Source organism: Tessaracoccus oleiagri, from assembly GCF_900103275.1.
GTDB classification, from domain to species: Bacteria; Actinomycetota; Actinomycetes; order Propionibacteriales; family Propionibacteriaceae; genus Arachnia; species Arachnia oleiagri.
In genome coordinates this window covers 77,869-91,009 of the sequence record NZ_FNGP01000006.1, presented here as the reverse complement: position 1 = coordinate 91,009, position 13,141 = coordinate 77,869, and the positions used below count along the sequence as shown (strand labels likewise).

Annotated in this window: 10 protein-coding genes and 1 tRNA gene; 9 read left to right on the top strand and 2 right to left on the bottom strand. The window is 71.6% G+C overall.

Annotated features, from left to right (window positions below; all coding sequences use genetic code 11):
• The 9 genes from topA to BLR46_RS14005 all read left to right on the top strand — a co-directional run bounded on the left by topA (position 1) and on the right by BLR46_RS14005 (position 11,632).
• The gene (gene topA, locus BLR46_RS14045) at positions 1 to 2,610 is read left to right on the top strand and encodes a type I DNA topoisomerase (protein ID WP_093253522.1); all 2,610 of its coding nucleotides are present in this window, start codon (positions 1 to 3) and stop codon (positions 2,608 to 2,610) included.
• Positions 2,611 to 2,614: 4 nt separating this feature from the next.
• Complete coding sequence (locus BLR46_RS14040; protein WP_143008319.1) at positions 2,615 to 3,958, top strand: hypothetical protein; 1,344 nt, start codon at positions 2,615 to 2,617, stop codon at positions 3,956 to 3,958.
• A complete protein-coding gene (tmk, locus tag BLR46_RS14035) occupies positions 3,955 to 4,599 on the top strand; it encodes a dTMP kinase (RefSeq protein ID WP_245701740.1) in 645 nt (214 codons plus the stop codon). The genes BLR46_RS14040 and tmk overlap by 4 nt, the downstream gene beginning before the upstream one ends.
• Positions 4,600 to 4,603: 4 nt before the next feature.
• Positions 4,604 to 5,746, top strand: a complete 1,143-nt coding sequence (locus BLR46_RS14030; RefSeq protein WP_093253515.1) for a DNA polymerase III subunit delta' — start codon at positions 4,604 to 4,606, stop codon at positions 5,744 to 5,746.
• An 83-nt stretch (positions 5,747 to 5,829) separates the two neighbouring features.
• A complete protein-coding gene (locus BLR46_RS14025; protein WP_093253512.1) occupies positions 5,830 to 7,260 on the top strand; it encodes a DoxX family protein in 1,431 nt (476 codons plus the stop codon).
• A gap of 9 nt (positions 7,261 to 7,269) precedes the next feature.
• Complete coding sequence (locus tag BLR46_RS14020; protein ID WP_093253507.1) at positions 7,270 to 8,928, top strand: alpha/beta hydrolase; 1,659 nt, start codon at positions 7,270 to 7,272, stop codon at positions 8,926 to 8,928.
• A 65-nt stretch (positions 8,929 to 8,993) separates the two neighbouring features.
• Positions 8,994 to 9,069: transfer RNA gene (locus BLR46_RS14015), tRNA-Thr, on the top strand.
• Between the two features lie 144 nt (positions 9,070 to 9,213).
• Positions 9,214 to 10,566 (top strand): flavin monoamine oxidase family protein, encoded by a 1,353-nt coding sequence (locus BLR46_RS14010; RefSeq protein WP_093253504.1) that lies wholly within the window; start codon positions 9,214 to 9,216, stop codon positions 10,564 to 10,566.
• Positions 10,559 to 11,632, top strand: coding sequence for a winged helix DNA-binding domain-containing protein (locus BLR46_RS14005; RefSeq protein ID WP_093253501.1), 1,074 nt, complete (start codon positions 10,559 to 10,561; stop codon positions 11,630 to 11,632). The genes BLR46_RS14010 and BLR46_RS14005 overlap by 8 nt, the downstream gene beginning before the upstream one ends.
• 1 nt (position 11,633) lies before the next feature.
• Here the strand turns inward: BLR46_RS14005 and BLR46_RS14000 are convergent, their stop codons facing one another.
• Together BLR46_RS14000 and BLR46_RS13995 are read right to left on the bottom strand one after the other, a co-directional pair.
• The gene (locus tag BLR46_RS14000; RefSeq protein ID WP_093253498.1) at positions 11,634 to 12,125 is read right to left on the bottom strand and encodes a SixA phosphatase family protein; all 492 of its coding nucleotides are present in this window, start codon (positions 12,123 to 12,125) and stop codon (positions 11,634 to 11,636) included.
• Positions 12,126 to 12,134: 9 nt separating this feature from the next.
• The gene (locus BLR46_RS13995; protein WP_093253494.1) at positions 12,135 to 13,097 is read right to left on the bottom strand and encodes a TRM11 family SAM-dependent methyltransferase; all 963 of its coding nucleotides are present in this window, start codon (positions 13,095 to 13,097) and stop codon (positions 12,135 to 12,137) included.
• Between the last annotated feature and the right edge of the window lie 44 nt (positions 13,098 to 13,141).

The following is a 13,141-nucleotide window of genomic DNA, read 5'->3' as shown; positions in this document are numbered from 1 at the left end:
ATGAGCCCTCAACGCCTCGTGATCGTCGAGTCCCCGACGAAAGCCAGCAAGATTGCCAGCTTTCTCGGCAAGGACTACGTCGTCACGTCGAGCCGCGGCCACGTCCGCGACTTGCCGACCTCCGCGTCGGACGTCCCCGCCAAGTACAAGGGCGAGAAGTGGGCACGCACCGGCGTCAACGTGGAGGACGGGTTCTCCCCGATCTACGTCGTCGGTGCCGACAAGAAGGCCACGATCCGCGACCTCAAGGCCCAGCTGAAGGGTGTCGACGAGCTCCTGCTCGCCACCGATGGTGACCGCGAGGGCGAGGCCATCGCATGGCACCTCCTGGAGGAGTTGAAGCCCAAGGTCCCCGTGAAGCGGATGGTGTTCCACGAGATCACGAAGCAGGCGATCCTGGACGCGGTGGACAACCCTCGCGAACTCGACACCGACCTCGTCGACGCGCAGGAGACCCGCAGGATCCTCGACCGCCTCTACGGCTACGAGGTCTCGCCCGTGCTGTGGAAGAAGGTCATGCCGAAGCTCTCGGCGGGCCGCGTGCAGTCCGTCGCCACGCGGCTGATCGTCGACAGGGAGCGGGAGCGTATCGCGTTCGTGCCGGCCGGCTACTGGGACCTGGACCTGACCCTCGACGGCGGCGCCGACGCCGACCCGCGGCTCTTCCCGGCACGGCTGGTCACCGTCGGCGGCCGGAAGGTGGCCACGGGACGTGACTTCGACGCGCAGGGCGGCGTGAAGGACGACTCCCTGCTGGTCCTCGACGAGCGGGGCGCCCGCGCGGTCGCGGACGCGCTCCGGACCGCGACCGCGACGGTCGAGAGCGTCGAGGCGAAGCCGTACTCCCGACGCCCCTACGAGCCGTTCCGCACCACGACGCTGCAGCAGGAGGCGGGCCGCAAGCTCGGGTTCACCTCCCAGCGCACCATGTCGGTGGCGCAGGACCTCTACGAGCAGGGCTTCATCACCTACATGCGTACCGACTCCGTGACGCTGGCCGCCTCCGCGGTCGCGGCGGCGCGGAAGCAGGTCGCCGAGCTGTTCGGGGAGAAGTTCCTATCGCCCAAGCCGCGGGTCTACACGTCGAAGGTGAAGAACGCACAGGAGGCACACGAGGCCATCCGCCCCGCCGGCGACACGTTCCGCCACCCGGACCAGACCGGCCTGCACGGCGACCAGTACCGGCTCTACAACCTGGTCTGGATGCGCACCGTCGCCTCCCAGATGGCCGACGCCATCGGGGAGCAGGTCTCCGTGAAGCTCACCGCGCTCGAGGGCGACCAGCAGGTCGGTCTGGCGGCGTCCGGCCGCACCATCACGTTCCACGGCTTCCTGCGCGCCTACGTCGCCGGCGTCGAGGAGGGCGCGAACGCCGACGACCAGCAGACCCAGTTGCCTCGGCTGTCCGAGGGCGACGAGACGGCGGTCCACGCGGTCGCCGCCACCGGGCACGAGACCCGACCGCCCGCCCGCTACACGGAGCCGTCGCTGGTGGCGAAGCTCGAGGAGTTGGAGATCGGCCGCCCGTCGACGTACGCGTCGATCATCCGCACCATCACCGCCCGCGACTACGTGTTCAAGAAGGGCTCCGCGCTCGTCCCGACGTGGCTCGCGTTCGCGGTCACCCGCCTGCTGGAGGAGCACTTCTCGGAGCTCGTCGACTACGACTTCACCGCCCAGTTGGAGGAGCAGCTCGACGAGATCGCCTCGGGGAAGGCCGAACGCCTGCAGGTGCTGGGCGACTTCTACTTCGGCCCGGAGGGCAAGAGCCACCAGGGCCTCGAGACGCTCGTGACGGAGCTGGGCGACATCGACGCCCGTGCGCTGTCCACCTTCCCGCTGAAGGACTCCGGGATCGACGTCCGCGTCGGCCGTTACGGCACCTATGTCGAGGACGCCGACGGGCGCCGCGCGAACGTTCCCGACGACCTGCCGCCCGACCAGCTCACCGTCGAACTCGCCGAGGAACTGCTGAGCACCCCCATGGGGGAGGAGCGGGAACTCGGCGTCGACCCGGAGTCGGGCAACATGATCGTCGCGAAGAACGGCCGCTACGGTCCCTACGTCACCGAGATCCTCCCGGAGGACGCGCCCAAGTCCGCCAAGCCGCGCACCGGGTCGCTCTTCAAGTCGCTGACGCTGGAGTCGGTGGACCTGCCCACCGCCCTGCAACTGCTGAGCCTGCCCCGCGTCGTGGGGACGGGCGCCGACGGGGTCGAGATCACCGCCCAGAACGGGCGCTACGGCCCGTACCTCAAGAAGGGCACCGACTCGCGATCCCTCACCTCGGAGGACGAGATCTTCTCGATCTCCCTGGAGGAGGCGGAGGCGATCTACGCCCAGCCGAAGGCGCGCGGCCGGGCCGCGGCCGCGGCACCCCTGTTGGAGTTCGGCGAGGACCCCACCAACGGCAAGCCCGTCGTCCTGAAGAGTGGACGGTTCGGCCCGTACGTCACCGACGGTGAGACGAACGTGACCGTGCCCAAGGGCGAGGATCCGTCGGGGCTCACGAAGGAGCGCGCATTCGAGCTGCTGGCGGCGAAGCGCGCCAAGGGGCCCGCGCCCAAGAAGGCGCCGGCCAGGCGGAAGACCACCACCCGGAAGAAGTAGGGCGATGTCGAAGCGGAGAACGCCGATGTGGTTCCGGCTGCCCGTCGACGCGGGGCCGCCGCCGCTGGTCTCGGAGGCCGTGGGTATCGAGCGCATCGTCGCCCATCCCTCGGCGAGCTACGAGATGGTCGTTACGGTGCTCGACTCCGAGGAGGGGCGGCTGCTGCGCGCCGACGTCGTCGTCGCCCACCGGAGCCGCGACGGGGAGGGTGAGTGGTACGTCTCGTCGCCCACCTGGCCCGGCCTCCCCGACGAGGTGTCCTACGAGCTCGACAGCTCCGGCGAGCTGCCGCCGCACATCCGGCGCCGTCTCAACCTCTTCCTGCGGCAGGCGCCCATCGCCCCGTTCGCGACTATGGAGCTCGAGCGGCGCGCCTTCACGCTGCGCGGTCCCGACGGCGACCTCGTCGACGTGTGCGACGACGTGGTGACCATCATCCGCGACGGACAGGTCCGCTCGAGGTCGCGCGAGATCACCATGGAACCGCGGGTCAAGCTGGACGGGCAGCAGCGAGAGTTCATCCACTCGGCCATGGCCGCGATCGACGCCGTGCCGCTCGACCGCCTGCCCACCCTGCAGGAGCGGATCGGCGCGCCCGCGACCGGGCTCACCAGCTTCCGCCCCCCGCTCGGGATCGACAAGCGGATGTCGCTCGAGGAGTTCGTCTCCGAGATCTTCCTGATGCACCTCCACAGCCTCATGCTGAGCGAGCTGGAGGGCACGACCGCCGTCACGAGGGAGGAGCTCTCGCTCATCTTCCGCGACCTGCGGGGTCTGTCTCCCGTGCTGGAACCGTCGTGGCGCGAGGCGCTCGAGGTGGACCTCAAGGCGTTGCCCTGCGCCGTCGAGGAGGATCGCGAACCGATTCTGCTCCGCGTCATCGACGCCCTCGTCAGCGCGGTCCGCGCCCCGAAGGTGGGCGACGTGGGCGCCGAGCCCGCCCGCAAGGTGCTCTTCGCCAGGACGGAGCAGGCGCTGCTCATCCTCTTCGACCGCTGCCGTGGGCTCGGCAAGTCCAGCAGCGACGAGGCGTGGGCGGCCGCGCTCCGGTCCGCGGAGCAGCTCGACGCCGCCTCCGCCATCCTCGAGCCGCTGTTCGAGAAGCCGCTGCGCAAGGCCCGCCGCGAACTCGAGACCGTCCTCGACGGACTGCGCATGTCGGTCCGGCCGCCGGTGGACATCGAGGTCGTGGGGCTGAGCCCTGCGGAGGCGTTCCAGTTGGGCCGCGACGTCGAGCACGCCCAATGGAGCGTGGACCGGGCCCGGCGGCTGTTCATCGAGTCGTGGCCGGAGCGCGTCCCCAAGGTGCGCAAGGCGCTCGTGAAGATGCGGAAGAAGCTGCAGTGAGCGGCCTCTTCGTCGTCTTCGAGGGCGGCGACTCGGTGGGCAAGTCCACCCAGGTCCGCATGCTGACCCGGCACCTGGCCGAACGCGGGGTCGAGCACCTCGTCACCCGCCAGCCCGGCGGCACCGAGCTCGGCGCCGAACTGCGTCGCCTCATCCTCGACCCCGCCTCCGGCGACGTCGACCACCGCGCCGAGGCGCTGATGTACGCGGCCGACAAGGCCCAGCACGTCCACCAGCTGATCCGCCCGGCGCTCGCGTCGGGGATGGTGGTCGTCTCCGACCGCTACGTCGACTCGATGATCGCCTACCAGGGCGCCGGCCGCGCGCTGGACGTCGCCGAGGTGAGCCAGATCGCGTGGTGGGCGGTGGACCACCTCCGGCCCGACCTGACCGTGCTGCTGGACACCGACCCGGCCGCGGCCGTCGCCACGATCGAGCGGAAGGACCGGCTCGAGGCCGCAGGTCTCGAACTCCACCGCCGCGCCCGGCATCACTTCCTCGACCTCGCAGCCGAACGCCCCGCCCAGTACCTCGTCCTCGACGCGCGGGACACCCGGGAGCGGATCGCGGCGGCGGTAGCGGAGGCCGTCGATCGCCTGCTGCGGACGCGGGAGAATCGTCCGACACAGGTGGGAGGATGAGCCCATGGCGGACGTCTTCGGTGAACTGATCGGGCAGGAGCGCGTGATCGCCACGCTGCGCCGCGCCGTCGCTGGCGACGCGCACGCCATGACGCACGCCTGGCTGTTCGTCGGCCCGCCCGGCAGCGGCCGGTCCAACGCCGCCCGGGCCTTCGCGGCCGCCCTCCAGTGCCCGCGCGGCGGCTGCGGCGAGTGCGAGCAGTGCCGGACCACGCTGAGCGGGGCCCACCCCGACGTCACGCTGGTGCGCACCGAGCAGCTGTCGATCGGCGTCGACCTGGCGCGCGGCATGGCCAGTCGCGCCAACATCGCGCCCGTCCAGGGCCGCTACCAGATTGTCGTGGTGGAGGACGCCGACCGGGTCACCGAGCGCGGCGCCGACGCGCTGCTCAAGGCGCTCGAGGAGCCGGCGCGGCAGACCGTCTGGCTGCTCTGCGCGCCCACCCCGGACGACGTGATCGTCACCATCCGCTCCCGATGCCGGGTGGCCCGTCTCGTCACCCCCAGCGACGAGGCGGTCGCCCAGCTCCTGATGGAGCGCGACGGCGTACCGGAGGCGCTGGCGGCGCACGCGGCCCGCGCCGCGCAGGGGCACGTCGGACGCGCCCGGGCGCTGGCCCGCTCCGAGGACGCCCGGATCCGCCGGCACGAGGTCCTCACGTTGCCCGGGCGGCTGAAGTCGCTGACGGACTGCATCGTCGCCGCGGAGAACCTGGTGGCCGCGGCCAACGCCGACGCCGACGAACTCTGCGCCGAGTTGGACGCGAAGGAGATGGCCGCGCTCCAGGAGTCGCTCGGCGCCACCGGCCGGGGTGCCCGCGTCGCCCGCCACGCGCAGGCCGCCATCCGCGACCTGGAGGACGAGCAGAAGAAGCGCCACAAGCGCATCGTGCGCGACTCCCTGGACCGGACCCTCACCGAGCTCACGTCCTTCTACCGCGACGTGCTCGCCCTGCAGACCGCCCCGCACACGCCGCTCATCAACGCCGACCTGCAGGACGTCATCGAGCCGGTCGCGCGGCGGAGGACCCCGGAGCAGACCATCCGCGCGCTGGACGTGATACTCGACACCCGCACCAAGCTGGAGGGCAACGTCGCACCCCAGATGGCATTCGAGTCGCTCCTGATCGGCGTCGCGCGCAGTTGAGGCGCCGCGTGTCCCGCCCGGCGTGGACGCTTCCGGCTGACAGAATGGCTCGGAAGACTGTCTAGGGATTGAGTGAGGTCACCATGTCGACCAATGACTCCAACGACTGGGTCAAGGAGGGCACACCGCGCGAGGACTGGGATAGCGACACCGACTACGGCGTCGAGATCAACCCCGCGGAGTGGAACGATTACTCGGAGGAGCAGGCCGTCCCGGTGCCCACTCCCGCGGCCGCCAAGGAGTACCAGCGGCCCACCGAGTCGCGCCCCGAGGACACCGTCGGCCAGGAGTGGGGCGACGAGGAGCCCACCGCCGAGTACTCCGAGCGCGATGCGCTCACCGAGCCCGACGCCCCGCGTGGCGACCAGGAGCCCGACATCGTCGCCGACGACACGGTCTCGCCCATCGCCCGGGACGACGAGTACGCCGTTGACGCGCCCGGCGATGGCGCGGTGGGGGAGGAGCGGCCCGTCGAGGACCTGCAGGCCCCGCCACCCGTCGATCAGCCGGTCGACGAGCCGGTCGACGAGCCGGTCGACGAGCGGCAGGCGGACCCTGTCCTCAGCGACCCCTGGGGCGAACGCCAGACCGTCGAGGAGGTGGACGGCGAGCGGTTCGACGACGTCGAGGAGACGCAGGTCCGCCAGCGGCCGATCGTGCCGCCGGTCGACCCGTCGCTGAGCGGTGAACCCCACCCCGAGACGCAGGTCGACGAGCAGCCGGCCGACGAGCGCCCCCTCGAGGAGCAGGTGGCCGCAGAGGAGGCCCACCAGGTGCGCGACGACGCCACCGACCGTCCGCACAGCGCGGTGGGTACCGCTGCCGCGGCTGCCGCCGCCGGAGCGGCGGGCGGAGCAGGGCTCGCCGGTCTCTACCGCCGCGACCGCGAGGAGGACCGGGAGGACCAGACCCAGGTCATCGACCAGTCGCGCCTCCAGCAGGAGCAGGCCGAGGAGGAGGCCCGCATGGCGCGGCTGCGCGAGCAGCGCGACGCCCGGGACGCCCGCCTCGGCGTGGTCCCGGGCTCGGACACCGACAACACCCGCGTCGTCAACGCGCCCGTGAAGCGCCAGTCGGACCGGTTCTTCGGCGCCTTCTCGCTGTTCGTGCTGCGCCTCGTCGTCGCCGCGATCATCGGTGTCCTGGGCTACCAGGTGCTCCAGGACGTCGACGCCGCGACGGACTTCCTCTCCGGCACGGTGATACCGGAGCCGCGGCTGGTCGCCTGGATCCTCGGCTTCGGGCTGGTCTCCATGGCCGTGCTGCTCGTGCTGGGCCTCGGCGTCCGCGGCGTCGGCTTCCTGCTCCTCTTCGTGTCGGTCGCCTCCCTCGTCACCATCCGGTGGGGCGCGTTCAGCGTCTTCCAGGAGGGCATGGAGGGCTTCCTCGGCGACCGGACCCTCCTCACGGCGGCGGTGTCCCTGGTCCTGATGGCGTTCGGCGCCGGACGGTGGAGCATCGACGGTGCCATCCGCGGGGCTCGCGACAATTCGAGGGCCGCGCGCAGCCACTAGGCTGGACGCATGGACAGAGGCTTGCGGCTGACCCAGACGGTCATCGGGTTCTTGGCGGTCGCGCTCGTAGCCTCGCTGTTTCTCTTCGGGATGGTCGGCGGTGGTGCACCCGCCGACCAGCAGCCCACCGTGAGCCCCAGCGCCCGCCCGTCGCCGAGTGAGCTGGGCGAGGAGGACCGGCTCCCGGGTGAACTCCCCGAGCCCCTGGACTCCATCGAGGTGTTCGACGTCGACGAGGAACTCAACCCCGACCGGCAACTCGACTACGAGGCGCAGGGGGACCCCGGGGTGGAGTTCGCCGCCGGCCTACCCGACCTGCGCGCCTACGCCGAGCAGAGCCTGGACTGGGCCGAGTGCGGCGAGGCGACGGAGTGCGCGACCGTGCTGGCGCCCCTGGACTGGGAGGACCCGGCCGCCGCCGCCATCGAGCTCGCAGTGAACCGGGTCGCGAGCCCGAACCCCGTCAACGGGCCCCTGTTCGTCAATCCCGGCGGGCCGGGCGCCAGCGGGCGGGAGTTCGCCGCCTCCTTCGCCCCGGACCACTGGCAGGGCTACGACATCGTCGGCTTCGACCCGCGCGGCACCGGCGGCTCCACCCACGTCGTCTGCGGCACGCTGGAGGAGACCGACGAGATCCTCGGCCTCGACGGCAGCCCCGACGACGACGCGGAGGACCGAGCCCTCCAGGACGGCTACCGGGACTTCGCGCAGCAGTGCCGCGACGGCTCCGGCGAATTGCTGGACCACCTCTCGTCCGTCGAGGTCGCGCGCGACATGGACCTCCTGCGTCACCTGCTCGGCGCCGAGAAGCTGAACTTCTTCGGCGTCTCGTACGGCACCTACATCGGCGCCATGTACGCCGAACTGTTCCCGGACACCTCGGGTCGGCTCATCCTCGACGCCGCCGTCGAGATCACCGATGCGGAGCCCATCTACCAGATCGAGGGCTTCGAGCGCGCGTTCGTCGCGTGGGCCGACTGGTGCGCCGGCCAGGAGGTCTGCTCCCTGAACGGGCCCTCCTCGGCCGAGCTGCAGGAGCAGGTCAGCGAATGGCTCGACAGCCTCGACCAGTCGCCCCTGCCGGTGGGCGACCGGCTGCTCACCCAGACCCACGCCGCCACCGGAATCGCGCTGTTCCTCTATGGCGACAGCAGCGCCTACCGGGTGCTCGCGCTGGCGCTGCAGGCCGCCATGAGGGGCGACGGGGAGGCGCTCCTCGCCTCCGCCGACCAGCTCAACGGGCGGGGCACCGACCGGTACGACACGATCGCCTACGCCTTCCCCGCCATGCTCTGCGCGGACTGGCCGGACGAGGGCGTCGACGAGGTGCAGGAGCTCGCTGCGGAGGGTGCCCGGCGCGCTCCCGTCCTCGGCCGGCACATGGGCATCACGTACGCCTGCGAGTTGTGGACCGCGGAGTCCAACCCGCCCTACAAGCTCACGGCCGAGGGCGCCGACCCGATCCTCGTCATCGGTGGCACGGGCGACTCCGCCACCCCGTACGAGCAGGCCGTGCGGATGGCCGAGCAGCTCGAGCCCGCGACGCTGCTGACCTACGACGGACCCGGCCACGGCGCCGTCACCGGACCGAGCGAGTGCGTCGCCGACGCGGTGGACCGCTACCTCGCCGACGGCACCCTCCCCGACGAGGGCACCCGCTGCACCTGAGCGCGAAAAAGTCGCCCCCGGAATTGGGCATCGGCGGCAGCGGGCCGCTATAGTCTTGCCTTGCTGCCGTCCTAGCTCAGTAGGTAGAGCGACGCTCTCGTAAAGCGTAGGTCACGGGTTCGAATCCCGTGGACGGCTCCATTGCCTCCATACCCCTGGCCCACCCCCGTCGCGGGGCCGGCGCCGACAGGTTAGGTCAGCCAAAGTCGGGGTGCCCGAAGATCGCTTTTCACGGGTTTGTAGGGTTGGACCAGCAAACTGCTGATTCACAAGAGGAGGACGACCATGTTCGACTGCGCCATCATCGGTGCTGGCCTCGCCGGCCTGGTCGCGGCGCAGGACCTGCGGAGTCGCGGACTGAGCGTCGTGGTGCTGGAGGCCCGCGACCGCGTGGGCGGACGCGTGGAGAACGCGGAACTGGCCGACGGCTCCTACCTCGAACTGGGCGGACAGTGGATCGGCCCCGGCTTCGACGCGCTCCTGGAGCTCGTGCACAAGTACGGCCTCGAGACCATTCCCCTGCCCACCCAGGGCGGCGACTTCATCGTCCGCGCGCACGGCAAGGCGGTCCAGATCCCCACCGACGAGGACCGCGCCACCCTCAACCCCTTCGAGATCTCCGACCTCGGCCAGGGCCTCCTGCGGCTCCGTCGCCTCGCCCACCGGCTGGAGGACGACCCCGCGTGGGCCGCGGCCAACCACGTCTGGCTCGGGCAGAGCCTGCGCCGCTGGGCGAAGTCCAACATGCGCACCAAGAAGGCCCAACAGCGCTTCGAGGAGGTGTACCGCGCCGCCTTCGGCGAGCTCGACGAGGACACCACCCTCAAGCAGGGGCTGGACTTCGTCGGCACCGGCCCCGACCTCGAGAGCATGCTGGCCACCAACGGCAAGCTGCAGCAGCTCCGGGTCCGCGGGGGCGTCTACCGTGTCGCGGAAGCGCTGGGGAAGGATCTCGGCGATGTCGTCCGGTTGCGGACGGTCGTGACGAAGGTGCGCCACAGTGCCGACGAGGCCACGCTCGAACTGGCGGACGGCGAGGAGATCCGCGCGCGCCACGTCATCTCGACGCTGCCGCCCCGGCTCGCGATGAACCTCGAGCACGAGCCACCGCTGCCGGCGTGGCGCGCGGAGGCCGCGGACAAGGTCAGCCCAGGCAACGTCATCAAGGCGTACCTCCTGTTCGACCGGCCGTTCTGGCGCGAACGCGGCCTCTCCGGCCAGTCCAGCGCCGACGAGGGCGCGGTCCGCGTCACCTTCGACACCACCACCGACGGCACCACCGGCGGCCACCTGATGGGCTTCTTCGCCGGCTCCGAAGCCGACTCCCTGTCCAAGCGCACCACGACGATCCGCGAGCGGGCGTTCCTGGAGTCGGTCCGGCAGTCCTTCGGCTCCGACGTGCCGAAGCCGGTGGCCTACATCGAGCGCGACTGGTCGGCGGAGCCGTACTCCGGCGGCTGCCACGGCGCCCACTTCGCGCCCGGCATCTGGACCGCGGTCGGCCCCGGGCTCGCCGAGCCCGAGGGCGTCCTGCACTGGGCCGGTGCCGAGTACACCACGAAGTTCAACGGCTACATGGAAGGGGCCGTGCGCTCCGGGTTGAGCGCTGCCGCTGCGGTAGCCTCGCAGAGTGCCTGACCGAACCCTCGCGCGCTCACGCCTGGTCGCCCAAGGGCTCGTCGACCGGCCCTATGCCTCTCCGCTCGACGCCGTCTCGGCGCTGGGGCTCATGCAGGGCCAGGACCTGCCCGGCGTGCTCGCCTCCACCGCGCTCCGCACCCGCCGCGGCGGCGTCGACGAGGTGCTCGCCGCGCTGGACGCGCGGACCCTGGTGCGCGGCTACCCGATGCGCGGCACGGTGTTCCTCGCACCCGCGGCCGACCTGCGCTGGATGACCGAGCTGTGCGCGCCGCCGACGCTGCGCGCCGCGGCCCAGCGGAGAGCCCGCAACCACGACTTCGGCGACGACGCCATCGAGCGCGCGTTCGAGGTGGTCGCGCCGCACGCCGCAGGCGACGGCGTGAGCCGGGCGCGCTACCAGGAACTACTGCGTTCGGTCGGCATCGACCCCAGCGGGGGCCGCGCCTACCACATCCTGTTCGTGCTGATCGCCGACGGGCGGCTCGTGCACGGGCCCTGGAACGGCTCGGACCAGCAGATAGTCCTCGCCTCCGAGACCCTCGGGCCCGGCATCGCAGACCGGTTCGGGGGCGACGAGACGGCAGCGATCGGGGAGCTCGCCAGCCGCTACTTCCGGACCCGCGGGCCGGCGACCATCGCCGACTTCGCCTGGTGGACGAAGCTCCCGCTCGCCCGTATCCGCAGGGCGGTCCCGCTGCTCGCCGACGACGTCGAGGCGCTCGGCGACGAGACCTTCGCGGCGGCGGGACTCCACGGGCGGGTCGCCGACCTGGCGCGGGCCGCCGCGGCCCCGCTGCTCCTGCCGGGGTTCGACGAGTTCATCCTCGGCTACAAGGACCGGCTCTTCGCCATGGACGAGGCGACGCACCGCGCGCTGGTGCCGGGCAACAACGGGGTCTTCCGGCGCTCCATCGTGGTCGACGGCGTCGTGCGGGGATTCTGGACGCGGGGCGGACGCAACGGCAGTCGAACGCTCGAGGTCACCGAGACCGAAGGGGTCCCGAAGGCCGCCCAGGCGGGCGTGCGGCGCCGGTTCGCGGAGTTCCCCTTCGTCGCGCCCTGACCTATGGGCGGACCACCTCACGCAGGCGCACCGACTCGAAGCTGCCGAGGTCGGTGAGCTGCTGCCACGAACGGCCCACCTCGAACACGGCATAGGTGGCGGTGGGGAAGTGGTGCGCCAGCTCGTCGGAACGCTCCTCGTCGCCGGCCTCCCTCGCGAGCTCCATGGCCAGCGCCGGCACGGAGGGGGAGTGGCCGACCACCAGCAGGCAGTGCACGTCGTCCGGCACCTCGGCGATCCGCTGCATGATCTCGCGCACGTCCTGCTCGTAGATCGCGTCGAGGTACTCGACCGGGACGTCGAGCCCCAACGCCTCGAACGTCTGGCGGGTGCGGGCCGACGTGGAGACCAGCGCGTAGTCGACGTCGAGGTCGGCCAGCCGTTCTCCGGCCAGCACCGCGTCGGCGCGGCCGCGGTCGATCAGCTCGCGGGCGTGGTCACCGCGGGGGTTCGCGCCCTCCGTCTTCGCGTGGCGCATCAGGATGAGATGCATGCGCCCACCCTACGGTTTCACGGCCACCAATAGGTCGCGTTTGATGGAAGAGTCGACGCGATGGGCGAAGTCGGAGGGGTGTTCCACGGGTTCGAGGCCCCCCCGAAGGCAGATCGTGGCCAGGTCCTCGCGCGTGAGGCCGAAGGTGTTCCAGCTGATCCCGAGCGCGCCGCCGTGCTTCAGCTGGGAGGCCCACACCGGGATGGCCTGGCCCAGCAGGGCCGCGGGGGAGCGGTCCCGGCCGCCGCCCGCGTTCGCGCCGTGCGCGACGCCGTACGGGGCGTCGGTCACGATCGCGTCGAACCGCTTCTTGCCGAACAGCTCGGCGGAGTCACGGGCGTCGCCGGTGAAGACCGTGGCCTTCTGGCCGTCCAGCGCGAGGTCGAACCGCCGCCCGATGGCCCGGCCGCCGCGCTTGACGCCGGTGACCTCCGCGGTGTGCTTGATGCGCTTGCGCCGGAAGTACGTCTTGTAGAAGGCCGCCATCGCCTCGAACGACTTGGCGTCGAGCTCCACCCCGTACGCGTCGTGCCCCTGCCGCAGCGCGGTGGACAGCGTGGTCCCCCGCCCGGCGAGCGGATCGAGGACCTGCCGGTTGCCGTCGGCCTCACGGGTGACGGCCGCGAGCGTCACGCCCAGCAGCAGCTGGGTGAACTGCTCGTTGGTCTTGCCCTGGTACTTGGGGATGGACACGAGGTCGTCCTCGAGGACGAACACCTCGGGCAGTTGCACCGGCCGCAGCAGCTCCCCGGCCTGCTCGAACAAGGCGAAGCAGGCGGACTGGCGGGCGAGCGTCGGCAGGGCCTCCTCGGACGCCGCGAGTGCCAGGTAGTCGACGCCCGCGAGTCGCACGGGGCGGACGCCCTCGGCGCCCGGCCAGGTGGCGGCCAGCTCCGCGGCGGCGAGGCGGGGGGCCTCGCCGGCATAGACGCGGTTCGCGGAGGGGGAGAGCAGCATCAGGTAGTCGGGCATGGGGCAACGCTACGGCCAACCATCTTGCGGCGCGAGCGCGGACG

Coding starts and splice junctions, on each gene's coding strand:
- topA (WP_093253522.1), top strand. CDS start 1: ATGAGCCCTCAACGCCTCGTGATCGTCGAGTCCCCGACGAAAGCCAGC.
- BLR46_RS14040 (WP_143008319.1), top strand. CDS start 2,615: ATGTCGAAGCGGAGAACGCCGATGTGGTTCCGGCTGCCCGTCGACGCG.
- BLR46_RS14030 (WP_093253515.1), top strand. CDS start 4,604: ATGGCGGACGTCTTCGGTGAACTGATCGGGCAGGAGCGCGTGATCGCC.
- BLR46_RS14025 (WP_093253512.1), top strand. CDS start 5,830: ATGTCGACCAATGACTCCAACGACTGGGTCAAGGAGGGCACACCGCGC.
- BLR46_RS14020 (WP_093253507.1), top strand. CDS start 7,270: ATGGACAGAGGCTTGCGGCTGACCCAGACGGTCATCGGGTTCTTGGCG.
- BLR46_RS14010 (WP_093253504.1), top strand. CDS start 9,214: ATGTTCGACTGCGCCATCATCGGTGCTGGCCTCGCCGGCCTGGTCGCG.
- BLR46_RS14000 (WP_093253498.1), bottom strand. CDS start 12,125: ATGCATCTCATCCTGATGCGCCACGCGAAGACGGAGGGCGCGAACCCC.
- BLR46_RS13995 (WP_093253494.1), bottom strand. CDS start 13,097: ATGCCCGACTACCTGATGCTGCTCTCCCCCTCCGCGAACCGCGTCTAT.